At 37.4% G+C, this 23,561-nt stretch carries 21 protein-coding genes and 2 tRNA genes; 21 read left to right on the top strand and 2 right to left on the bottom strand.

Annotated elements, in window-relative coordinates; genetic code table 11:
* Positions 1-53 precede the first annotated feature (53 nt).
* The 4 genes from HN643_05940 (at position 54) to HN643_05925 (ending at position 4,118) form a co-directional block, all read left to right on the top strand.
* The gene (locus HN643_05940; GenBank protein ID MBT7501174.1) at positions 54-1,130 is read left to right on the top strand and encodes a hypothetical protein; all 1,077 of its coding nucleotides are present in this window, start codon (positions 54-56) and stop codon (positions 1,128-1,130) included.
* Between the two features lie 105 nt (positions 1,131-1,235).
* Positions 1,236-2,132 (top strand): hypothetical protein, encoded by an 897-nt coding sequence (locus HN643_05935; GenBank protein MBT7501173.1) that lies wholly within the window; start codon positions 1,236-1,238, stop codon positions 2,130-2,132.
* Positions 2,129-2,452, top strand: coding sequence for a hypothetical protein (locus tag HN643_05930; protein MBT7501172.1), 324 nt, complete (start codon positions 2,129-2,131; stop codon positions 2,450-2,452). The genes HN643_05935 and HN643_05930 overlap by 4 nt, the downstream gene beginning before the upstream one ends.
* Positions 2,453-2,684: 232 nt before the next feature.
* A complete protein-coding gene (locus HN643_05925; protein ID MBT7501171.1) occupies positions 2,685-4,118 on the top strand; it encodes a PhoH family protein in 1,434 nt (477 codons plus the stop codon).
* Positions 4,119-4,157: 39 nt separating this feature from the next.
* Here the strand turns inward: HN643_05925 and pilB are convergent, their stop codons facing one another.
* Positions 4,158-5,846 (bottom strand): type IV-A pilus assembly ATPase PilB, encoded by a 1,689-nt coding sequence (gene pilB, locus HN643_05920; protein MBT7501170.1) that lies wholly within the window; start codon positions 5,844-5,846, stop codon positions 4,158-4,160.
* Between the two features lie 210 nt (positions 5,847-6,056).
* Complete coding sequence (locus HN643_05915; protein ID MBT7501169.1) at positions 6,057-6,326, bottom strand: bacteriophage holin; 270 nt, start codon at positions 6,324-6,326, stop codon at positions 6,057-6,059.
* A 111-nt stretch (positions 6,327-6,437) separates the two neighbouring features.
* On the opposite strand from HN643_05915, the gene HN643_05910 reads away from it, so the two are divergent.
* From HN643_05910 to HN643_05830, 17 genes are all read left to right on the top strand, one after another.
* Positions 6,438-7,517 (top strand): mechanosensitive ion channel family protein, encoded by a 1,080-nt coding sequence (locus HN643_05910; protein ID MBT7501168.1) that lies wholly within the window; start codon positions 6,438-6,440, stop codon positions 7,515-7,517.
* A gap of 137 nt (positions 7,518-7,654) precedes the next feature.
* Entirely contained in the window at positions 7,655-9,802 is a 2,148-nt protein-coding gene (locus tag HN643_05905; protein MBT7501167.1) for a hypothetical protein, read from the top strand.
* Positions 9,803-9,991: 189 nt separating this feature from the next.
* A complete protein-coding gene (locus HN643_05900) occupies positions 9,992-11,560 on the top strand; it encodes a hypothetical protein (GenBank protein MBT7501166.1) in 1,569 nt (522 codons plus the stop codon).
* A 114-nt stretch (positions 11,561-11,674) separates the two neighbouring features.
* A complete protein-coding gene (locus tag HN643_05895; GenBank protein MBT7501165.1) occupies positions 11,675-13,372 on the top strand; it encodes a sodium:proton exchanger in 1,698 nt (565 codons plus the stop codon).
* A gap of 210 nt (positions 13,373-13,582) precedes the next feature.
* Positions 13,583-13,658 (top strand) — tRNA-His (locus tag HN643_05890).
* Between the two features lie 271 nt (positions 13,659-13,929).
* Positions 13,930-15,237 (top strand): histidine--tRNA ligase, encoded by a 1,308-nt coding sequence (hisS, locus tag HN643_05885; GenBank protein MBT7501164.1) that lies wholly within the window; start codon positions 13,930-13,932, stop codon positions 15,235-15,237.
* 138 nt (positions 15,238-15,375) lie between these two features.
* Positions 15,376-16,209, top strand: a complete 834-nt coding sequence (locus tag HN643_05880; GenBank protein MBT7501163.1) for an HAD family phosphatase — start codon at positions 15,376-15,378, stop codon at positions 16,207-16,209.
* Between the two features lie 76 nt (positions 16,210-16,285).
* A complete protein-coding gene (locus HN643_05875) occupies positions 16,286-17,368 on the top strand; it encodes a hypothetical protein (GenBank protein MBT7501162.1) in 1,083 nt (360 codons plus the stop codon).
* Between the two features lie 363 nt (positions 17,369-17,731).
* The gene (locus tag HN643_05870) at positions 17,732-18,220 is read left to right on the top strand and encodes a GNAT family N-acetyltransferase (GenBank protein ID MBT7501161.1); all 489 of its coding nucleotides are present in this window, start codon (positions 17,732-17,734) and stop codon (positions 18,218-18,220) included.
* An 82-nt stretch (positions 18,221-18,302) separates the two neighbouring features.
* Positions 18,303-19,415, top strand: coding sequence for a M20 family metallopeptidase (locus HN643_05865; protein ID MBT7501160.1), 1,113 nt, complete (start codon positions 18,303-18,305; stop codon positions 19,413-19,415).
* Positions 19,416-19,523: 108 nt separating this feature from the next.
* Entirely contained in the window at positions 19,524-20,042 is a 519-nt protein-coding gene (locus HN643_05860) for a GNAT family N-acetyltransferase (protein ID MBT7501159.1), read from the top strand.
* Positions 20,043-20,285: 243 nt separating this feature from the next.
* A tRNA-Thr gene (locus HN643_05855) sits at positions 20,286-20,361 on the top strand.
* Between the two features lie 98 nt (positions 20,362-20,459).
* Positions 20,460-20,717, top strand: coding sequence for a GIY-YIG nuclease family protein (locus HN643_05850; protein ID MBT7501158.1), 258 nt, complete (start codon positions 20,460-20,462; stop codon positions 20,715-20,717).
* 151 nt (positions 20,718-20,868) lie between these two features.
* Positions 20,869-21,024 (top strand): 50S ribosomal protein L33, encoded by a 156-nt coding sequence (gene rpmG / locus HN643_05845; protein ID MBT7501157.1) that lies wholly within the window; start codon positions 20,869-20,871, stop codon positions 21,022-21,024.
* A gap of 112 nt (positions 21,025-21,136) precedes the next feature.
* Entirely contained in the window at positions 21,137-21,418 is a 282-nt protein-coding gene (locus tag HN643_05840) for a hypothetical protein (protein ID MBT7501156.1), read from the top strand.
* Positions 21,419-21,530: 112 nt separating this feature from the next.
* Positions 21,531-21,773 carry a hypothetical protein gene (locus HN643_05835; protein ID MBT7501155.1) on the top strand — a complete coding sequence of 81 codons (243 nt, stop codon included), beginning with the start codon at positions 21,531-21,533 and terminating at the stop codon, positions 21,771-21,773.
* Positions 21,774-21,840: 67 nt separating this feature from the next.
* Positions 21,841-23,508 carry a hypothetical protein gene (locus HN643_05830; protein ID MBT7501154.1) on the top strand — a complete coding sequence of 556 codons (1,668 nt, stop codon included), beginning with the start codon at positions 21,841-21,843 and terminating at the stop codon, positions 23,506-23,508.
* The last annotated feature ends 53 nt before the right edge of the window (positions 23,509-23,561 follow it).

Genomic DNA, 23,561 nt, shown 5'->3' with positions numbered 1-23,561 from the left:
ACTGTGGTTCTTTTTATAATTTTAATTATTGGCAAGGCAAGGAGGGTGGCAAAATGGAGGTGGGTCATGTTGATTCCAACGCAACGTTGCTCGTTATCGGAGAGCAAAAAGACTGGGACGCGTACCTTAAACTATGCCGGAATTTACGATCCGGTAGGATGAAAAGAACCAACTATGTGATTGAAACTTATGAGTGCCTTGAAGCTGGCAAACTACCTCAGATTGACAGTGAGATTGTAATAATCTTCTTGTTTTTCCCACATACTCATTGGAATAAATACATTGAGTGTAAGGGATATGATGGTCTCTATGGTAATGCTCAGTTTTATGAAAAGTTTCGACGCTTTTGGTCAAAAATCAATCTGGTTTTGCTCAGTCATTACCATGATAAAACTGTGTATTACTTGAATCATCCTTTATACATTTTTACTGACCGAGACAAGGAATTAACTAAGTTGATGTTGCAAGGCGCTGGGATTAATGTGCCTGAATCAGTTTATACACGTGAGCTTGAACAGATTTTGCAGATGGTCGATGATGGCGAGCAGTTGTATTTAAAGGTTCGTTACGGCTCCATGGGGAAGGGCATTACCTACATGGACAAGGATTACTGGAAAACCAATTTTGGCTTTGTTGATGGAAAGATTGTCAATTCTGAATCTGAATTCAATTGGCGATTTCAGGATGTCGCGGGAAATGAAGAGTTTGTTCAACAGCTTTTAAGAAAAGACATAATTATTGAAAAAGCTGTTCCTGCGGGCCTAATAAATGGTTTGAGGTTTGATCTGCGATTTTACGTGTTCAGAGGGAATATTAACTATATTTACTGCCGTGTAAATGAACCAGAAAGTGTGACTACCAACATTTCTCAGGGCGGGACGGGGAAAGATGCTCGATTTTTGCAGTACATACCACCAAAAGTTCTTCAGCGAGCCAGAAAGATTGCTGTCCGTTCAACTAAAGCTTTGGCTTTGGATCTTGCTGGTGTAGACATAATGTTTAGTGCTGATTGGAAAAAAATCTACGTGGTGGAATTGAATGCTTTTCCTGGTTATCCGAGCTCAAAAGGTTTTAATCTTTCTAAACGAATTCTGGAAGTTATCGATGCTCAAGAATGGGAGGAGAAGTAATGTTTACAAATGCGTTCAAATTCGAGCGCATTTTTTTTAATATTGACAAAATCATACAAATAATGTATATTGTGGTGTATTGATCTTTAACGTGGGAGGCGTAAAATGAGTGATTTTGGAGAGTTGAATGGGCATGCTGTTGGTATTATTATGAAGGAATTGGTGCGTCGAGCCATTGAGGCGATTCGCCTAGAGAGGTTGAGTTTTTCAGCCCAGGTTAAGCAGGGTTATGACGGTCAGATGAATGATGTCATGACCTCAGCTGATGCAGCAGCTCAGCGAATTTATATCAAGTCTTTGCAAGAATGTTTTCCTAGCTTTGGAATTGTGGCAGAGGAAGATGAGTTACGCATTGAGTGTACTCATTCGGACTGTGACATATATTTCACCGTTGATCCCTTGGATGGCACGAAGGCCTTCGTGCGACGTCAGTCGCATGGTGTTGGTACGATGTTGGCACTGGTCCAAGGTGGGGAAGTTGTTGCCGCCGCAATTGGTGATGTAAACACCAAAGAGATTTTTTACTTCCGGCCTGGTTCAAGTCGAGTCTATCGTATCTTTGATATGGATATAGCTGAGAGACTTCTGGTTGATGAAAGTAAAACATTGATGGAACAACGTTGGGTTCTGCGAGATCCGTCATACACATATTCACAGCCGATTGATGTCGCTATGAAAAAGGGTGGAATCACTGGTGGTCATGAAATAGATGGTGGCAGTATTGGGACAATGTTTGCTAGGTTGTGGAAAGGTGAAGTTGGTGCAGCAATTTTGCGTGCCGGTTGGCAAACTCCATGGGACTTAACTCCTATCTTTGGGATTTCCAGAAAGCTTGGTTTCAAGTTTTTTGATGTAGTCCCTGTGAGAGGAATAGCAATTGCACTGGAAGATCAGTTGCAAATCAGCTCAAGGAAGTTTCAAACAGATCATGAAATTATCGTAGTACATCAAAGTCGAATTGCCGATCTTCGTGAAATCTTTGATGTGAGGTACGTGAAATGAGTAAAAAGCAATGGTTTGTGGAATGTGCAGATGCTTTTACGAATGAAACCGTCGTTGGTGGCTTGCAAGAGTTGAGTGAGTCGACAGATATGGTGGACATATTTGACGCTGATGATGAAAAACATCGAGTATTTCGTGTGCCATATTCGTTTATTACCAGATTACATGCAAGTCGAAAGTCTTTTCCTGTAAAGTTCAAGGTCTGGCAACGAGCTTCTGATAACTCAAAAGCTTATGTGTGGAAGTTTCACACTACCAGGCGAAAGTCGGTCAAAGAGAAAAAAGCTGAAGCTGACTTGGCTAGACTGAGGAGAAAGTAAGAGAAAAAAGCTCTACCGTTCATCAACGGTGGAGCTTTTATATTTGTTATAAAAAAGATAATAGTTTATAATTAATTTGGTCAGGGTTTGACAATGCCTAATATTATTGATAAGTTTAACTATTGATTTCTGTTCTTTAACCAAATAAACATGACCCCTAGTGCGTTGGGAGGCGGGTTATCCTATCAACTCAACCCCGAATCACAAGATGCTTTAATTTTGTGGAGGAAACATGCCGGAGTCGGAAAAGAAAGTTTACATACTTGACACAAATATCCTTATTTACAACCCCACTGTTATTGATGACTTAGGAGATAATGTCATTGTTGTCCCTTTGTGGGTTGTTGAAGAATTGGATGATATCAAACGGTTGAAACCTCAATTGGCTTTTACTGTTAGAGAAGCAACCAGGAATATTGAAAAATACAGAGCAAAAGCGGAAAGTCAGGGCAGATTCCTACGTAATGGAGTAGAAACTGATGGTGGCGGAATAGTCTTTGTTGATTATAATGCTGCTGATATTTCCAAACTTGGCCTGGGATATCCACTAAAGGAAAAAGTGGATAATCGAGTTATCCTTACTGCTAAACATTGGAAGGACCAGGAAGATAAAAAGCCCGATCAAGCAGGAAAGGAAGTTATTCTTCTTAGTCAAGATGTTAATATGCGCATCAAGGCCAGTGCTATTAGTATTAAATCTGAAGACTGGCAACGTGATAAACTGGTTTCTAGTGTAGATCAGATTTTTTCTGGGATAATTCATCTTGAGTTGTCAGCGGAAAAGGCTAGCGATGTCAATAATAAACTACATCGAGATGACGGAGTTCTTCTTAGTGAATTGTCCGAGGAATTAGGTCAGTTAGAAGTGAATCCAAACACTGGATTTGTTTTTCATTGGACAGTAAAAGATACTCCAAAAACCTCATTAGGTATTTATCGGACCAGTACAGGCAAGGTTCATTTTGTTAAAGGACCTCACGCTAAAACTGGTAACTGGAAAAGAAGAATTAAACCAGTTAATAATGAACAAGCCTTAGCTCTCGCTCTCTTGATGGAGTCGACTGCCACTATGGTTACTTTGCTGGGTCCAGCTGGAACAGGAAAAACCTTGATGGCCTTGCTGGCTGGCAAGAGACTTGTTGAGAGTGCAGATAATGAATTCGACAAGATTCTAGTATGGCGTCCAATTACGGTTGTTGGCGAGAAAGAGCTGGGTTACTATCCTGGCACGTTAGAAGAAAAGTTTGAACCTTGGGCAAGACCTATTATTGATGCTTACTCCTTGTTGGTTACAGACAGAGATATTCAAAATGGTTCAGCTGTGATTGACTACGTTAGAGCTCAAATCACACAACATATTTTGTCTGTAGAACCTTTGATCCACGTTCGTGGAAAAACTGTCAATAATACCATTCTGATTCTTGATGAAGTTCAAAATATGACACCGCACGAAATTACAACTGCAGTTACCCGTTTGGGACATGACTCAAAGATAATTTTGACAGGTGACATTGGGCAAATTGACAGCGAGTATTTGTCTGCCCTTTCAAATGGATTGACATTTACTGTAGAAAGGTGGAAAGATTCGCAAATTGCTGCCCACATTAGTTTTGTAAAACCTGAGAGATCTGCTTTTGTGGAAGAAGCAATCAGGCGTATGCGTTAAAAAATAAACCCGTAAGTTCGATAACTTACGGGTTTTTGTTTACTTACGAGTAACTCTTAAAATTTCCTCAAGTGTGGTTACACCTTCTAGCATTTTATCAATGCCTGATTCTCGAAGTGGTTGCATACCGAGTCGAGTTGCCTCGCGTCGGATTTCCATAGCAGAATAGCCTTGGAGAACGCATTCTCTAATTTTATCTCCCATGGACATAAGTTCATATAAACCTATCCGGCCTTTGTATCCTGTGTTATTACAACGCTTACAACCAACGCCGTGATATAGACAGGCATCAGTAATTTTGTCTTCCGGTAAACCGAGTTCAAGTAGCCTGTCAGCAGAAACAGGCAGAGGTTCCTTGCATGCCTTGCAAATAACCCTAACCAGTCTTTGTGCTGCGATTAAGTTGATGGCAGAAGTCACCAAAAACGGTTCTACTCCCATGTTTAATAGACGATTGATTGTTGAAGGGGCATCATTGGTGTGTAATGTTGACAGTACCAAGTGACCAGTCAAGGCTGCTTTAATGGCAATCTCTGCCGTTTCAAAATCGCGAATTTCGCCAACCATGATAATGTCCGGATCTTGTCGTAGAAATGATCTAAGCGCGGCTGCAAAGTTTAGTCCGATTTCATCATTGATGTGAACCTGACTAATTCCTTCAACAGTAATTTCAACTGGGTCTTCAGCGGTTAGAATTTTGTCTGTTGATTTGTTCAATTCCATCAGAGCACTGTAAAGGGTGGTGGTTTTGCCTGACCCGGTTGGCCCAGTTACCAATACCATGCCCCAAGGTTGCTTAACAGCTTGTTGAAATTCTTCGAATTGCCCAGCGTTGAAGCCAAGCTTTGTCATGTCTAGCTTTAGAGCACTTTTGTCTAGAATTCGAAGGACAATGTGTTCACCATTGGTTGTTGGTAAAACTGAAACGCGAAAATCTACATCCTTGGTGTCACCGATTTTTAGTTTAATCCTTCCATCTTGTGGAAGTCGGCGTTCGGAAATGTCCAGGTCGCTCATAATTTTGATTCTAGAGACAACGGCATTACGAATTCTGCTTTCCGGAGCAACCGCCTCTGAAAGAACTCCGTCGATTCGGTAACGGACGCGGTAAGATTTTTCATAACTCTCAATGTGAATATCTGAAGCGCCTTTCATGATGGCATCGTAAAGAATCAAATTTACAAAGCGGACAACTTTTTCCTCACCAGATTCTGATTCCAGTTGTTGCATGTCAATAGTATCTTCTTCTCTTAATATCCGAATGTCTTCAGTTGACAGGTCGGAGTTTTCTAAAACATCAGTCAGTGTGTCTTCTTTGTAAAATTCATTAAGAGCAGATTCCAATTGTGATTCAGTGGTAACCAGAACTTCAACTTTTTTGAAGCCAGTCATATGTTTAAAATCGTCCATGAGGTACAGAGATGCAGCTGGGTCAGCAGTGACAATGGAGAGAGTGTCTTTTTGTATTTCAATTGGGACAATACCAAAGCGGACTGCATCACGTTTTGAAAAAACCTTCAGAACATCTTCTGGGATGGCAATTTGATCAATGTCCACCGAGGCCACACCAAATCTTTTGGCAATCTGCTTGACATAGTCAGTTTCAGACAGGTGTCCTAACCCTGATAAAGCTCTTTGCAGTGTTCCACCTTGTTTGGCGATTTCACCTCTGGCTTGATCAAGTTGTTCGATCGATACAACCTGCTCTCGTAGTAAAATTTCACCCATCGCATCAACGCTACGAGCGTTTGGCACTGGGGGAGCAGTTTTGGAATTTTTTGTTCCAGTATTGCTACCTTTGTCGTTTTTTCTGGCTGTCATTTGGAGCCTCCTTGTTAAAGATCATTTAATATACTAATTTACAGTAAATAATTAACTTTGTAAAGATAAGTAAAATAAGCCACACAATTGGCGGCTTATTAACAGAAAGCAAATAATTTAAGCTTTTATTCTCTTGCTAAAGAGGTTGTACAACCAGGCAACTATTGCGCCGCCAATGAAACAGTCAACAAATGCCCAAAGTGCACCAATAATACTACCAACGAAAGTTGGAGCATAGCCTACGTAGAGAGTTGAAAATATTTGCACGAGTTGTGTACCGTAGTCAAAGAGCCAGGCTATTAAACCAAGCAAAAGCGCCCAAATAGCACAAGTCATGCCAATTGCTAGAGCGAAACTAAACACATTGATTTGTTTTTTCTCAAACATAAATTTGTATTATTATATTTAAAGCATAGCATAACCACAGAAAAGATAAAGGGTTTCAAAACGACAACAAATGTGTTATATTGACTACAGTTATAATTAATATATATTTTTATGTTAGAGTTTTCAAGTTTAGAATTTCTCAAAAATTTCAGCTTTTTGGAAAATACTTTTTACAGTTGGTTGATTGCAATTATTATTTTCGTAGGCTTAATATTTTTGTTAAAATTATTCCAAGTTATCATTTTATCGCGATTGAAAAAAATTGCCGGCAAAACCAAGAATGATCTGGATGATGCGATGATTGCTATTTTTTCAAAAATAAAGCCACCGTTTTATTTCTTTGTGGCCTTATATTTCGCTATTAAATATTTATCATTCCCTGAATTGGTTGGTAAGGTTTTAACAGTAATTATCTTAATCGCTGTTGTTTATGAGGTTGTTCAAGCCGTGACTCGATTTGTGGATTATTTTATCAGTAAATATTTAGAAAAAAATAAAGATTCACAAGGCGAAAAAAAGCATTCTCAGTCTATGCTCCGAGCTGCCAGCATGATAGTAAAGTTCGTGTTGTGGGCCATAGCCTTAATTATGATTCTTTCTAATCTAGGGATTAATGTTACATCTTTGATTGCTAGTTTGGGGATTGGTGGGATTGCTATTGCCTTGGCTTTACAAAATATTTTGACAGATATATTTAGTTCATTTTCATTGTATGTTGATAAACCATTTCAGCCAGGTGATTTTATTACGGTTGGAACAGATTCTGGAACTGTAGAGCGCATCGGTATGAAAACAACTCGCATACGAACTTTGCAAGGTGAAGAATTAGTTGTGTCTAATCGAGAATTAACAACTGCTAGAGTTCAAAATTTTAAAAAATTAGAACAGCGTAGAGTGGTTACTTCTTTGGGGGTTGTTTATGGATTGTCATTTACTAAGTTAAAATCCATTCCTCGAATCATTAAAAAAATAGTTAAGGAGATTGAAGGAGTTGAATTTGATCGTTGTCATTTTGCTAATTATGGAGACTTTAGCTTGAATTTTGAATTAGTATATTTTGTTAAATCTACTGAATATGCAGATTACATGGACAAAAATCAAGAAATTAATTTACAAATATTCAAAGCTTTCGAACAAGAAAAAATCGAATTTGCTTATCCTACTCAGACTATACAAGTTGAAAAGACTTAATATTGTTTAATTTTAGTCAAAAGGTCGGGATTGAAAGATCCTGGCTTTTTTATTGACAAAATTTGTAATTGTGATAATATATTTCATTAATTGGCCCTTTAACAATTTTGTTTCGGTTATAACACAAGGAGGCATCAATGAGTGGGAATGTAAGTTTGGAATTGCTAAATGTGGTTCTTCAGAAAACACGAGAGCTGTATATCTTTGATGCTGCTGTGATGCCAGCCAGGCAGAATGTGCTTGAGCAGGCTGCCGATTTTGGAGATGAAGATTCCATGCCAAGTGAATTTTATATTTTTCTTGGCTACAACGCTTTTTTGCTTGTAAAACCAACTTACGCAAGTCGTGGTCAAATCAAGATAATTGCTGAGCTTAGTCATGAAGAACGACAGCGTTGGATTTTCTTGATGAAGCAACTTTGTAGAGACGTGTTCTTCGACGCATCATCAACTATTCCTACAGATCTTCTGTGCGAAAAGCCTGAGGTTGTGGAACAATCTGATTCAGTAAGTGAGACTGAAGAGGCGGATAAAGATGCTGCACATTTGGATGAACTTGATCTAGATGATTTGGTAAAAGAGGCTGAATTAGAAGAAGATGAATCTTCTGATGCGGGTGATGAACCTTATGTAATCACACCAAAAGAGGTTGAGCCTGAAGTAGGCCAATCTGTGATTGAATATCCATCTGTGGACGAAGAACCTTATGTTGTTACACCAAAAGAGGTTGAGCCTGAAGTAAGCCAATCTGTGATTGAATATCCATCTAAGGAAGAAGAAGCTGTCGTCGAATGTGTTCAAATTACTCCATTCATTCTCATCACACGTCAGAATACAATTGACGTTTCAGTTTGTCCGCATTGCTTGTTGGTTGAAGAAGTCGGCGAGCAATATTGTAGTCGGTGTCATCACAAGTTTGAAGTTGAAGAATGTGATCATTGTGGTCAGTTCAATTATGCTGGCCATAAGCAATGCTTGCATTGCGAACACAAATTTGTTGAGGATAAGGTTGAATCTGAGGAAGAGTCGAGTCAATCAACTCATCTCGATTCAAAAGATGAACATGAGGATGGCCCGGAAGTAAAATGTCCAGAGTGCAAAAAATATTTTCGTGAAAGTTATATGGAAGATGACGAATGCCCATATTGCTCGGAAACAATTGTGAAGTGTGATCATTGTGGTGTATGGAATGAGGATCGTGATTTTGAAGATTCCATTTGTGTTCATTGTGAAAAAAACTACAATGAAATACCTTGTCCACATTGCGAACTTGGCATTCTATCAGACTTGGATGAGTGTTCCAATTGTGATGAAAAGTTGGAAATGGTAAGTTGCCCACATGAAGATTGTGAGATGCGGTTTTATAAAGGACTAGAAGAGTGCCCTGCTTGTGAAGAAAATGTGGGTGAGTGCCCCAATTGTGGTTCAGTTCAAGAAGGTTGGGATGAAGATGAAGCTCACAATTCCAGTTGCGATAAGTGCGGAGGTTCGTTCTTGCAAGTAGAGTGCCCTCATTGTAATAAAGAAATCGCTGCTGGTTTGCAAGAATGTCCAAAATGCAGCAAAGCGTTGATCAGGACTGATTGTCCCAATGTAGACTGCGAACTTAATACTGAAGAAATTTTGTATGTTGGATTGACGCAGTGTCCATATTGCGTAGGGACCTTTGTTGAATGTATCAATCCGAATTGTTTCAGTATGTTGCTAAAAGGGCATGTTGATTCGCAGGAAATTGAAAATGAAGATTGTTATTGTAGTAAGTGTGACACTTTGCAGATGAAGGTGAACTGTCCTCATTGTCATGTTGAAATTGCTTCGGGGTTAAGTCTTTGTCCTAGTTGCGACAAAGCGTTAGAAAGCTTCGATTGTCCAAATGAGTATTGCGCCGATTATAATAGTGAGCCCCTGTCAGTATATAAAGGGAAGGAACAGTGTCCTTGGTGTAAAGAAAAGCTAGTTGAATGCCCTCACTGTCAGGCGATGACCTCAGCTGGCAAAACTTGTCAGCACTGTGAAAAGGCTTTAATAGAAATGCCTTGTCCATATTGTCACGCTGACATTTGTGCAGAATTGGATGAATGTCCCAAGTGTGGTGAAAGTCTAACTCTGGTTGACTGTCCTGCTGATGATTGTTGCTTGGATGATGATTATGAGCATACAACTCAACTCTACGTTGGACTAACAACTTGTCCAGTGTGTAATAAGTCATTACGTAATTGCATTAAGTGCAAAACCTTGATGGTTTCAGATGGGCGTACCATCAAGTGCAATGATTGCATTGAATAAATAATAAACACAGCAGCTTCTGTAATACAGGGGCTGCTTTTTTATTCACGAAACTACAGAATTACAAAGCAGATAACAGAGTTGTGTTTTCCGTGATTTACTGCTTGACAAAACCCGTATACATGGTAAACTCCTTTGTTGTGTGTTCGTTACAATTGTTTTTGCTATTTTTACGCAAGGAGGCGTTTGATGGAGACTAAGTTAACTAGCCAAAGTTTGATGAAACTTGTGCAAGTATCGAAGCAGGTGTTGGGATTGAACCTTGCACCTATTAGTGCGGAACCAGTTTCATTAATCTCAGTTGAGGAATTTGTGTCAACATCTTTCACACGGGATGTAGTATTTCTTTGTATTGGTCCTGATGCTTTTCTTAAATGTCGTGCAGGTTATTTGAATAAAGGCCAGCTTACTCTGATTGCTAAGCTGGATTCTTCGGCGGTTGATGTCTGGAAACAGGCCGTGAAAGAGGGTGACTCTGATATTTCACTTTCACATTCATCGGTGATTCCCTCGAGCTTGAGAGACAAAGTCAAGTTCCCGCCACCACAAATGACCGAAGAAGAAAAAGTAGAAGCTGAGGAAAATCAACGACGGCTATCTGAAGCTGAACAAGAAAGAAAAGTAGAACAGGCAAGGAAGGTTGAGCAAAGAAAGCTAAAAGAAACAGCAGCTACTGAGAAAAAAAGATTGGCAGAAATTGCTGGACGAAAACGCGAGGAAGAAGAAGCACGAAAACGACGCAAAGAGGCGATTGCCAGACAGGCGGAGGAAATTCGACAAGGTTTGATTTTCTTGTGTCCCAATTGTAGTCAGGAAGTTGCAGTTGATGCAGAAGTTTGTAATCATTGTCAGGAGAAGCTGGCGCGTTGTCCTCATTGTGATCGTTTTATTCTGAAAAGCTTGTTTGATCAGGAGTATCCATATTGCCCACATGAACAATGTGGGCGCAGTTTGCACAAAAGTATCTGTCCAGAGTGCAATTCAGAAACTTATCTGGATATGGAAGCGTGTGTTCGTTGTGGTAAAAACTTGTTGATGATTAGTTGCCCAAACGACAAGTGTGTGGATCATCTTGGTAAACCCAATCGGATTTACGCCGGCAGTTCAAAATGTGTTTTCTGTGAAAAGAAACTCAAGACCTGTCATCATTGTGAAAATCTGATTGAGGCTTCTTGCTATGAGCAGGAAGATCCACGATGTCCTGTTTGTGCCAAGAGTTTGAAGTTGGTTACTTGTCCATTTTGCAGGAGTAGTGTGTATTCGAATTTGAAGAAATGCACTCGTTGCGGTAAACCTTTGCAGGTTATTCAATGTCCAAATAAAGACTGTCTCGATAAGTCTGGTAATCGGAACTTGATTTATAAAAATTCTTCACAATGTATTATTTGTGAAATGAAGATCAAAAACTGTCCGCATTGTGAGAAGTCCCTAAGTATTTGTCCGTATTGTCAAACACAAATCTTCAAAAGGAAAGAGGACAAAAATCAGGATTGTCCGAACTGTAGTGGTTCGCTGGCAAAAAAAGCGTGCCCAGGGTGCGGGCATCAGAATTATACAGAAGCTCTCCGCTGTACTAAATGCAAACAACTATTGGCAAAAATGCATTGTCCTAGTTGTAATAAATTGATTTGGCGAGGGTATTCCCGGTGTCCTGAATGTGAAAAACATATAGCCCAATGTAACATGTGTAAAGACTGGTTTGTTCAAAGCACTAGAGAATCACGATGTTCTAAGTGTCAAGAATTGCGATCAGGATAAAAGAGAGTAGTGCGTATATAAGCGCCTGTTAATAAACAGGTGCTTTTTTATTTTCCGATTTCTATAAAATCTGGTATAATAATTTTGTAAAACAAATAAAAAAAACAAAAACAAATGACAGATGTCTTTATACAGCTTGGAGTAGTGCTTGGCATTGCTTTAATAGTGTCTTTAGTAATGAAACTTCTCCGGCAACCATTGATTGTTGGTTATATAATAACGGGAATAATCGTTGGTCCGTCAGTGACTGGTTTTATTCCTGAAGGCGGAGCATTAGAAGCGTTTTCACATATTGGCGTAGCATTGCTATTGTTTATTGTTGGTCTAGGGTTGAAACCAAAAGTAATTAAGGATGTAGGTAAAGTCGCTGTTATTACAGGTTTGGCACAAATTTTATTTACCACTGTTGGTGGTTTTTTTATTGCTAAATTTTTGGGATTAACGCCTATTGTAGCTTTTTATGTGTCATTAGCTTTTGCCTTAAGTAGTACAATTATTATTTTAAGATTACTTTATAACAAACAGGAACAAGATACTCTTTATGGTAGGATTACAATTGGATTTTTATTAGTTCAAGATTTAGTCGCCATGATATTTTTTATTATTTTATCTGCTTCAAGTACAATGGGAGAAGGTGGGTGGATGACAACGATTTTTACTTTGCTAGGAAAAATGGCCATAGTCGCAGTTTGTATTTATGTTTTGCTGAAGTTTGTAATTCCGCACGTTGACAGGATCTTTGCTGAAAACAAGGAAATGCTTTTTATCTTTTCGATAGGAATTTGTTTTGCAATTGCTTCAGTGTTCTTTAAATTAGGTTTTTCATTAGAGTTGGGTGCTCTGGTGGCGGGAGTAATACTTTCAGTATCGCCTTATCAACGAGAAATTGCTTTTAGGATTCAATCTTTAAGGGATTTTTTCTTGATAATTTTCTTTGTGTTTTTAGGTGCAAATATTCATCTGGGTGAAATTCAAAGTTCACTTGGTTTTATTGTAATATTTTCTTTATTTGTTTTAGTTGGTAATCCAATTATTATGATTCTAGTTATGCGTTGGCTGAAGTATACATTGAAAACCAGTTTTTTTGCTGGACTTACGGTATCACAGATTAGTGAGTTTTCATTGATTATAATTGGAATGGGCGTCGGACTTGGTCATTTGCCAAAAGAAATACTTGGGCCTGCAACCATTGTGGGAATCATTACAATTACTGTTTCTACTTATTACATCACATATAATCACCAGATATATAAAGTGTTTTATAAATTTTTACATAAGATATTTCCTGATACCGATAGAAAAAAAATTACATCTGAAAATCCTCAAGAATATCAAGTTATTTTATTTGGTTCACATCGTTTAGGTGGTGGCTTGGTTCGACAACTCAAGAATATGAAAATTAGTTATTTAGTAGTTGATCATGACCCAGAAGTGATTAAGGTTTTAACAGAAAAAAACATTCCATGTTTATATAGTTCAGCTGATGATCCTGATTTAATAGATAATTTGAACTTAACAGGAACTAAGCTAGTTATTTCTACAATTCCAGAGCTTGATGTGAATATGACCTTGATTTCGCATGTTAAGAGAGCACATTCAAGAATTAATGTTTTATGTATTGCCAATAGGCCTAATCACGCAGAGAAACTTTACAAAGCCGGAGCTACATACGTGATAATGCCTCCATATTTGGGTCGTCGATTTATGATAGATTTGGTCAGGAAAAATAAACTTGATCACAGTAAGTACAAAGAAGAACGAAAAAAACATATATTCGACTTGCCTTATCTGGATGATTCGCTTTTTATGTAGTATTGACAAAATCCAAAGATACAAGTATAATGTGTATGTATGAAACAAATGAACACAATTCATCATCACCATTTAAGTCAGTAAAGCTGGTTCTAGTTTTAATTTAGTTAAAATTGGCCAGCAAAAGCTGGCTTTTGTTGATTATATAAGTTTATGGTGGGCGTAGTCCCGTCGTCGGTTTGTTAAACTTAGTTAATTGTATTTATTATGGTGGGCGTAGCTCAGTTGGTAGAGCACTAGCTTGTGGCGCTAGTGGCCGCGGGTTCAAGTCCCGTCGCTCACCCCATAAAATAATAAAATGAAAGTATATAGCTGAATTCCGTAGAGAGTTGATATGGGTTCAGCCGGCATGCGCCGGCTGCCCGGCGAATGCCGGGCAAGTCCCGTCGCTCACCCCATTCTTCGCTCCGTACTTGATTAGTCGGAGCTACGAATGGCACAGCCATTATAAAAAGCGAAGAATGTCGTTCGAAGCTTTATGCGAAGAATGACATTGAGTCTTAAAAAATAGGATAATATGAAAACTCTAAATTAGAGTATCGAATTTAGAGACACATATGAAATCAGAAATTCTACAACGTGCTAAAGGTGTTAGAGATTTTGGCCCGAAAGAAAAAATTGCTCGCAATAAAATCGTTCAAACTTTGCAGCAAGTATTTGAATCTTTTGGTTTTAATCCAATAGAAACGCCAATCATTGAGCGCAGCGATCTATTTGCGTCTAAGTTTGGAATTGGCGAAGAGTCAGATGCCATGAAAGAAACTTTTAAGTTGAAAGATCAGGGCCTTCGAGATTTAGTTTTACGTACGGAGTTTACTGTGCCCTTTGCTCGTTTTGTAGGCATGAATCCACAATTTAAAAAGCCATTCAAACGTTATCAAATTGGCCAAGTTTATCGTGATGGTCCAATCAAACTTGGTCGTTATCGTGAATTTTGGCAATGTGATGTTGATGTAGTGGGTGAGCCGGATTTGTTTCTTGATGCTGAGATTTTACAGCTCGTAAGTGAGGCTTTTGTTAAACTTGGAATCGCAGTTGAAGTTCAGATAAACAATCGAAAAATATTGAACGCTATTCTTAATTACGCTGGCATAGCTGATGCAGATCAAGTGTCGGTAATTATTTCTATTGATAAGCTTGATAAGGTGGGAAGAAAGGGAGTCCAAGTTGAACTTGAAAACAAAGGTATTGCAAAAGAAAATGTTGCTACAGTTTTAGAATTAATCACTTTAAAAGGTAATAACAAGGAATTACTTGAAAAATTAGAGACAAAAATTGGAGATAATGAAGGTATTTCTGAAGTGAGACAAGTTTTGGAAAATGTATTAGATGGTTCTAATATTAATTTTGTTCCGAGTTTAGCTAGAGGGTTGGCTTATTACACTGGAAATGTTTTTGAAGTATATTTAGAAGATAAAACTAAGTTCAGTTCATCTGTTTGTGGTGGTGGTCGTTATGATAGCATGATTGGTGGTTTTCTGGAGGATGGAAAAGTTTATCCTTCTGTAGGTATCAGCTTTGGACTAGAAACAATATTTGATGCTTTAAGTTTGTCAGAAAATAAAGAAATGCAAGCAAGTGTAGTTGATGTTTACATTGTGCCAATGAAAGACGATTTTATTAAACCAGCCCTAAAAATAGCAAAAACATTAAGAGCGTTAGATGTAAATACAGATATCAGTTATGTAAATAAAAAGTTCAAAAAGGGAATGGAATATGCAAATACTTATAAAATACCATGGGTAATAATTCTAGGAGAAGATGAAATTAAGTCCGAAAAGGTTATGCTTCGTAATATGAAGACAGGTGATCAAAAATTGTTTGATGTGAAAGAAGTAGCAGAGGAAATTCTAAAATTTAAGTAAAATTACTTACCTTCGATAAATCTTCGGTAGGCGAGCAAGGGTATATATAATTTGGTTTTGACATATAGAGAACAGAGCCATTTTTTATTTAATGACTTGACAAATTCTATGGATGTGATTAAATGAAAATACAAACATATGCGTAAATATTTAATAACTTTAGATGTAAATGGGACGTTGCTAGATACAAAGTATAGATCAACTTCCCCAACTATCAATTCTGTAATCGACCAACTTGAAGATGAGGGTCATACTTTTTTGTTGAATTCAAATCGGTCGCAAGAAGATTTAATGCATGTTGCAAAAATATTTAGTTTGCGTGGTCCGATGATAGCTGAAAATGGTTGTTTTATTTATAATCAAGAAACAGGCGCTGTTAACGATTTGGTTAGCTTGGAAACAAAAGAGCAATTGCAAAAAGTCCAACACTTGATACACTGCATAATTGAAAAACATTATCCAGACGCATTATTTTTCGAAGGAGATACAACGGATATTAACAAACATATTGACGTTCAGGAGATTCCACAAGATAAAAAGTATGTCTTTATTATGAATGAGTTTAGGCGTTTTACGATCAGTATTCATGTAAAAAGAATTGAAGACAATAAGTTTGTGGCGGACCTAGATAAGGCTAAAGAATTTCATGAACATGTTAAGAAAGAAATCTTTGAAAACAATTTAAAATTTAAGTCTGAATATACAAAGCCGTTTGCGAATTTGCTTGTTTGTCCAACTGAATATAACAAGGTAGCAGCATTTCGTGAGCTAGCAAGACAGTATCCAAAGCACATTAAAGTTGTAATTACGGATGATGCGATGGATAATCCAATGAGAAGTGAAATCGATTATCTCTTTGTGGTTGGCAATGCCAGCATAGAAGCCAAAGAAGTAGCTGATTTTATTGCTCGTGAGGAAATTACAAAAGGTGTAGAGGAAATATTATTAAAAATTGATGGATTAGTAAAGTAATAAAAACAGTAAGTATATTTTTTATATAATAAGGGAAGTTGAATAGTTCTTTAACCAAAAACAAGGTGGAGGTGCCATGAAACAAGGTGCGGTCAGTAAGCAACCAGGAGGTAGGACTTACATTGTTTCAGGAGATTTGCGAGTAATTGTAAGTCGATGGCTTGGTGAAGCTGGGCCTTTTTACGTGCCAGAGCGACAGTTCTTTCAAAAGCATCAAGCTCGGTTGTTGAGTAAATTGAAAGAGATTTTTCCAGAGCCAGAGCAGAGAGTACATCTTTCTCGCTATGAGTATGTCAAAACTGGAATAATGATGTTGATTAGTGAAAATTCAAAAGATATTCCGGTTATTTCGTTGGACCAGGTTTATGTAGAGCAAGGAATTGCAGATATTCATTTTGATGTCAATCGTGTAGTAAAGTGGTCAAAACATCAAGCAGAAGATAATTGGACTGCAGGTTGGACAGATTTAGGTCATGGCCCTCGAAATTCCAACCTGACAATTGCTTCTCAGTTAGATCGTATTGCTAATCAGGGTCGCATTAAAAGGATGATCAACAAAAGAGTAGTTCTTGTTGATGACGGTACATGGACCCGGCAGTCTTTGATAGCCGCACAAAAACTCTTAAGTAGTATCGGTATCCAAGTTGAAATGTTTATTGTAGGTATTGAGATCCGGCCAGCAGATGAGTCTGAGTGTGTTACACTGGACCGTCCGTATTTCTGGGCAGAGAAATTTGTCAAGGAAGATGTAATTGACTGGGTCAGTGAAAGAGACTTTTATCCAGGAATTGGTTGCTCGGGAAGAACAGTGGGTGAGTCGCTTGATAATAGATTTTCCTCTGAGGTAATGAGGGAATACTATTACTCAATTCCGATGCAAGGTAACTACGGCGCTCCATATGTTTTACCATTGGGTGATCCAATTTCATGGGCAAATATTCCACCAGAGGCAGCAAAAGATTTCTCATTATTTTGTTTAGAGCAGACAATTGTTCTTTACAAAGCTATAGAGGCAGAAACTCAGCGCATTACTAAAGTGCCAGTTCAAGTCAGGATCAAGGACCTGCAACGACCTCCATACTTTTACCGTAAAAGACCGGACAGTAGCGTGGTTGTGGAACTGAAGCGTAGCATAGAGCTACTTAAAGAAAAGTTTTAGTTCATAACACAAGAAGCATCATTGATGCTTCTTTTTGGTTGAATGGATGTAACAAAGTCGTTTGATTGACGTCATAATATATGCAAAAGTAAAAATATGAACACATACAGCCAAAAAATGAGAAAAAATCATTATCGTAAGTTTATTCTTACGGGCTGTTTGTATTTATTTTAATAAGTAATAGAATTTAAAATATAGAACAGTCCATTAGGACTGTTTTTTTGTTGATATGTTGAATTTATTCAAAAATTTCCATTCATACAGACGCACCCTTTACATTTCGGTGGTTTGCTTTGTGTTTTGAATATTCTTTAAAAATATTAAGCAGTCCATCGGATTGCTAATTATTTCAAAGGAGAACACATGAATGTAAAAATGAAGATGTCTGGCGAAGAAGATTTTTGTCACCTGAAAACTGTTTATGAACTGCTATTCACGGAGAACCGTAACAGTCTGGTTGCTTACAAAAGTATGGAAGAATTACTAAAAGAATTCCTCAATGCGCAAGCTGGATTATTGTTTGTTGACAGTGAACTGGTTGCCTATAGTTCATTTAAAGTGTGGAACAGTTGCGTTGAAATGATGAGCTTGGTAGTAAAGCATGAATTCCGTGGAAAAGGTTTGGCTACGAAGCTACGTTTCTTTGTGCTTCAGTCAGCTTTAAAAACGTTTCCAGACAAGTCAGTAGTTTCTTTGCCCAACGAGTATTCTGTGAATATCGTCGAGCGGAATGGCTTTGTAAGTGCGAACAAGCTGACAATGCCAATGGAATTACGTGAATCTTGTGTGAATTGCTTGGAAGAGAGTGATTTTCCAGATTGCCATTGCTTCTATTACGTGTTGCCGAAGTAGCTTGGCTAAAGTTTCTTTGAAAAATAAACAGGCGGAGACAATAACATTGTCTCCGCCCCTAATAAAAATAATTATATTAAATATGACAACATTACAATTATTGAAAAAATTAATCTGTATTGATTCACAGGGAATAAAAAGCAATAAACAAATTGTAGATTTTATTGTATCTTTGTTTCCAAAAAAGTTGTGTACAGTAACGCCGATAAAAAAAGGAGATTTAGATTTGTATAATTTAGAAATTAAAATTGCCGGACAGAGTTCGAACGAACCAATAATTTTCAGTGGACATACAGATACTGTGCCAGTTTCAAACAAATGGACAATGGATCCGTTTAATCCAATTGAGAAGGATGGCAAGGTTTATGGCTTAGGCTCAAGTGATATGAAAGCGGGATTGGCCTGTATGATCCAAGCTGCCAAATCAATCAAGGAGACACCAAAACAAGATATTGTATTCTTGTTTGATGCAGATGAAGAAGCCGGCTGTGCAGGAGGAAAGGAGTTCATGAAAAGACTAAGTTTTTCTGATGCAAAAATAGTAATTTGTGAGCCAACTGGTGGTGCTTTGGAAATAGGCCAAAAGGGGGTAATAGAGGTTAAAGTTAAATTCACAGGTCAAGCCTCTCACTCTAGTAGAACAAGTTACAAAAAGAATTTAGAAAGTAATGCTATTCACAAAGCTTTTCAAGCATTTAAAAAGCTTGAAGAATACGAAATGAATTTGGAAAAAAATGAGGACGAATTATTTGGCTTTCCTACTCAAGCAGTATGTATGATTCAGGGTGGCAGTGCTTCAAATGTTATTCCCGATGAATGTAATTTTGTTATCAATAGACGTATTTTACCAAGTGAAGACATTGAGTCTGTTGTGCAAGATATTATAAGTCTTTTGACAAAAGTGGATTCTCAAGTTCAAGTAGAAATAAGTTTTTTTGGTGAACCAAATTTATTAAATAAGGAAAGCCCCTTGTTTAATCAATCACAAAAAATTTCACAAGAAGTTTTGGGCGGTTATGACCTGAAGGTCACGCCGGGATGGACACAGGCAGGCTTATTTAAGAAATGGGGAGATTGTTTAATTTGGGGGCCAGGAAATCTAAGCCAGGCTCATATGGCCGATGAATATTGTGAAATCAATTTGTTGGACAAAATGGTGGAGTGTTATGAAAAACTAATAAAAGAAAATCAATGAGTATTACTAGTACAACTTTAAAAAGTAAAAAGACGTGAATAACGGTTCAGCTTTTTATTGCAAAAGTCGAGCCGTTGCTCGACTTTTGCGTTTACTTGGAGGTGTAAGATGAGAATCAGTTACGTGAATCATGAGAAAAAGTGTGGCTTTGTTGAACTGATGTTAAACTTCATAATTCTGTCTCACTATTTTTACCACGAAAAGCATTTGCTCTGGAACGGTCCCTGGTCATTGATGAGACAATATTTAAAGGGACTTTCCGTACTTGCCTTTGATGGACGGAAAATAATTGGTCATATCACATTGTGGCCACTTGAAGGGAATTGGTATGAATCTGGCTCAATGTGGGTTCATCCTGATTACAGAAGACACGGTGTGGGAATCTTGATAAAAAGGAAGTTAATAGAAAAGAGTGAACACTTGAATGTTCTATCAACTACGACTAATCCTATTGTTATGAAGATGAACGAAGGATTAGGGATTTCTAATCCAGACTTCTGGGATCTCCCGGAAAATATTCACCGGGCTACCTGTATTTGTTCGGCTGAGAAAATGCGAACTGACTGTTGGGATAAATGTGAATTGAAAAATGATCAATGTCAGTTGTTTGTTCGTTTCTGGAAATAAACCCAAAGGCAAGGATTAAATCGATCCTTGCCTTTTCTTTTCTCAAAGGGTTTATTCACACTTGACTATTTACAGTTGATTTGTTATTATCGTCATACAGTTTCGCCGACGTAGTTTCCGCCTTCGCATAAAGCTTCGGAGGACGCAGCAGTTGGTAGAGCAGTAGTTTTGCCTGTCTGCCGGAGTTTTAACGTAGGTAGATAAACTATTGGTCGTGAGATTGTTGCAATTTACAAAAAACAGGCCGACGTAGCTCAGTTGGTAGAGCAGTAGTTTTGTAAACTATTGGTCGTGGGTTCGAGTCCCTCCGTCGGCTCCATTCTTCGCTCCTCCATGAGTCGGAGCTTCGAATGGCGCAGCCGTAAAAAAAGCGAAGAATGTCCTTCGTAGCTTAACGCGAAGAAGGGCCGTATCTATATGCAAAAACCCTATTTTGTTTATTTGATTGAAAGTATAAATCATGGATATTTATATAAGGGATTTACAGAAATTAGTGTTTTTGATAGACTGAAGCACCATAATGATGGAAGAAGTAAATATACGAATAAATACAAACCTTGGAAATTGAAATTTTATTGTGCATTTGATGATAAAATAATGGCTTTGAACTTCGAAACATATCTTAAAACTGCATCGGGTATTGCATTTACAAATAAACGTTTTATTAAAAAATAGGAAACTGTAACTTCGCTCCTCCATGAGTCGGAGCTTCCGTTTTCGCGTAAAGCTCCAACGGACATATCGAATGGCGCAGCCAGTTAATAAGAGGTTGACAATCTTTTTGAATTAAGCTACACTTTTAGCATAATAAAATAATTAACAATCTATGTCACAAGACAATCTGATCAAATTACAATGTTCAGAGTGTCGAAGTATAAATTATCATTCACGACGCAATAAGAAAAAGATAAAGGAAAAATTGATACTGAAGAAATATTGCAAGAAATGTAAAATTCATACTTCGCACAAAGAAACAAAGTAAGCAAAAAATATGGCAAATTAAGCTGTATTTTTTGTTTACTCTTGACAAATTGAGGCTTGTTTGTTACTCTATTAACGCGTTATTAATAACCAACAAAGGAGGTTTGACGCAAATGAATCGATTGGAATTTTATGCTTTTCCGCGAAGTCAGAAGGTACTAACAATCAGGCCTGACATCATCAAACGATTTTCCTCGGCTGAGGACGTTCCTGAGGATGCTGACTTGATTGTGGTCTGTGGCCGAATCAACAGAGTCCCAACATTCCTTGTTGGCCGAGTTGAAAAGGCTGTAAATGAACGATTTTTCCGTAGACACAATTTGCGCTGGGACAAAAGTGATAACCGATGGGTAAATGGTCAAGTCACAGCTGGAAAAATTGTGATTAGCGTTTAGTGATATGAATTTACAACTCTGTTCTTGATAATATCAAGGCAGAGTTTTTTTATTGTCAAATTGAAGTGATTTTGCTATGCTTTGAATGCAGGTAAATCACAAGGAGCAAATTATGAAAAAAGGCTTATTTGGTGAAAATCTCGGGCCTGGCAAAAATGTGAAATGTAAAGGTTGTGGATTTGAAGCAACATTTTACGCAGAGGTGGGTGCACCTGAAATTGATAAGGAGGTTTGCTTGGGTTGCTTTCAAATGCTTGACAAGGAAGGTCATCCAATTGGCCCTGCTATGGGTAGTATACTAACTGAAGAAAGCATGTTCGGTGGAGCTGGTCACGGACCCCCAGAATTTTCATAGAAATTACAAGCGATCATCTTATGGTCGCTTTTGATTTTTTCGCCAAATTTGCTATGATGATTCATATATGAATATACGGAAATATATAAGTTATAAATCAATTATAATTGTTCTAACAATTGTTTTTTTTGTTGTATATTCCTGGTTTTTGGTTACGGCAACTTTGCCGGGACAAGAATCAACTGGACAGCTAATATTTAGTTGGCCAGATGCTATGGCTAATAATTATTTTATTGAGCATTTTGTTGATAATGGTAATTTTAAAAAAGTTGAATCTTTAAATCAGGAGTTAAGTTCTATAATTCATCCGAGAAGTGCCAATGTTTTACCTAACTCCGGTGATGTGGTACCAGTTTCATTTTTAGGGTTTGTTATAATCTTGGGATTGATTGGTAAAATTATTGGACTAACCTTAGTGCGATTTATAACCCCACTAGCTGCAGTGATTGCAGTTTTTTATTTTTATAAATTAATTAGTCGTATTTTTAATGAGCAAACAGGCTTTTTGTCGGCAATTTTGTTATTTAGCCTAGCTTCGTTTTGGTATTATGCCAGTTTGGTAATGTTGCCAACCGTTCTTTTTACAAGCCTGCTTATTGTTGGTCTGTATTACTTTGTTCTTCAAGGGGAGGAAAAATATAAATGGCATTATTCAGCATTAAGTGGTCTTCTTGTTGGCTTAGCCTTAATTGTGCGTTTGTCTGAATTGGTCTGGGTGTTGGCATTACTTTTAGTTATAACTATTGCTTATAAAAACAAATTCAATTGGACTCGATTGTTGTACTTTATTCTTGGTGGAATAGTTCCAGTTGCGCTTTTACTGGGATTTAACTGGCAAACCTATGGTTCAATGTTCAGTTTTGGTTATTTTAATACTACTTCTAACTTAGACTTGTTGTCGAAGCTACCAACAGAAATTGAAATCGGACAATCCGGCAGTGTAATTGGTTTTTTGAAATTATTATTCATCCCGTTTGGTTTTTATGAAACTAGAATTCTGGGTAATATTATGAACTATTTTGTTTTGATGTTTTGGCCATATGTGGGAGTTTTCATTTGCGGTTTAATTTTTTGGTTAAGGCAATGGTTGAAAAACAGAAAAGTAACAGCTCAGTTAGTTTATTTAATTGGCAGTTTAGTTGTTTTTGTCATTTTAATAATTTATTATGGTAGCTGGCAGTTTGTAGACAAAATGGTTTTAGAAAATAATACAATTGGTAGTTCATATATGCGTTATTGGTTGCCTTTGAACATTATAATTCTTCCGTTCATTGCATATTTACTAGTTCAAATTAATAAACTTCCCTTGAAAAAGATCTGGAGCAATTTGATAGTTGGGGTAGTTGTTTTTTGTTTGATAGGTTATTCATTTGCTTTAGTTTATCAAACGCCAGGTGATGGCTTGATTGATCAGAAAATAGTTTTGCAAAGTTATCATGATCGCGCGAGAACAGTTCAAGGTTTGATTTTTGAAGATTCAATTGTGATTACTGATAGGACAGATAAATTATTGTTTCCAAAATATAGAGTAATAGATTTTAATTTGGATTATACGATTTTTACTGATTTGAAGAAAGTTATTAATGCACAATCGGTTTATTATTTAAATTTACTTGGGGAAGAAGATATTGATTACATTAACGATAGAAAGCTTCAAGGACTAGGCTTAAAGTTGGTTGAGCCGAGTCAAATTGACAGTGTGTATAAGCTCTATAAATTGCAAAATTTAGAGTAAAAGCGAGTTTATAATGATTTATAAATAGTTGCTAAATTAAGATAATTACGATA

This window comes from Candidatus Falkowbacteria bacterium (genome assembly GCA_018674305.1).
Lineage (GTDB): Bacteria > Patescibacteriota > Patescibacteriia > UBA11705 > JABHMO01 > JABMRF01.
The sequence above is the reverse complement of the archived record's forward strand: the minus strand, read 5'-3'. Positions and strand labels throughout refer to the sequence as shown.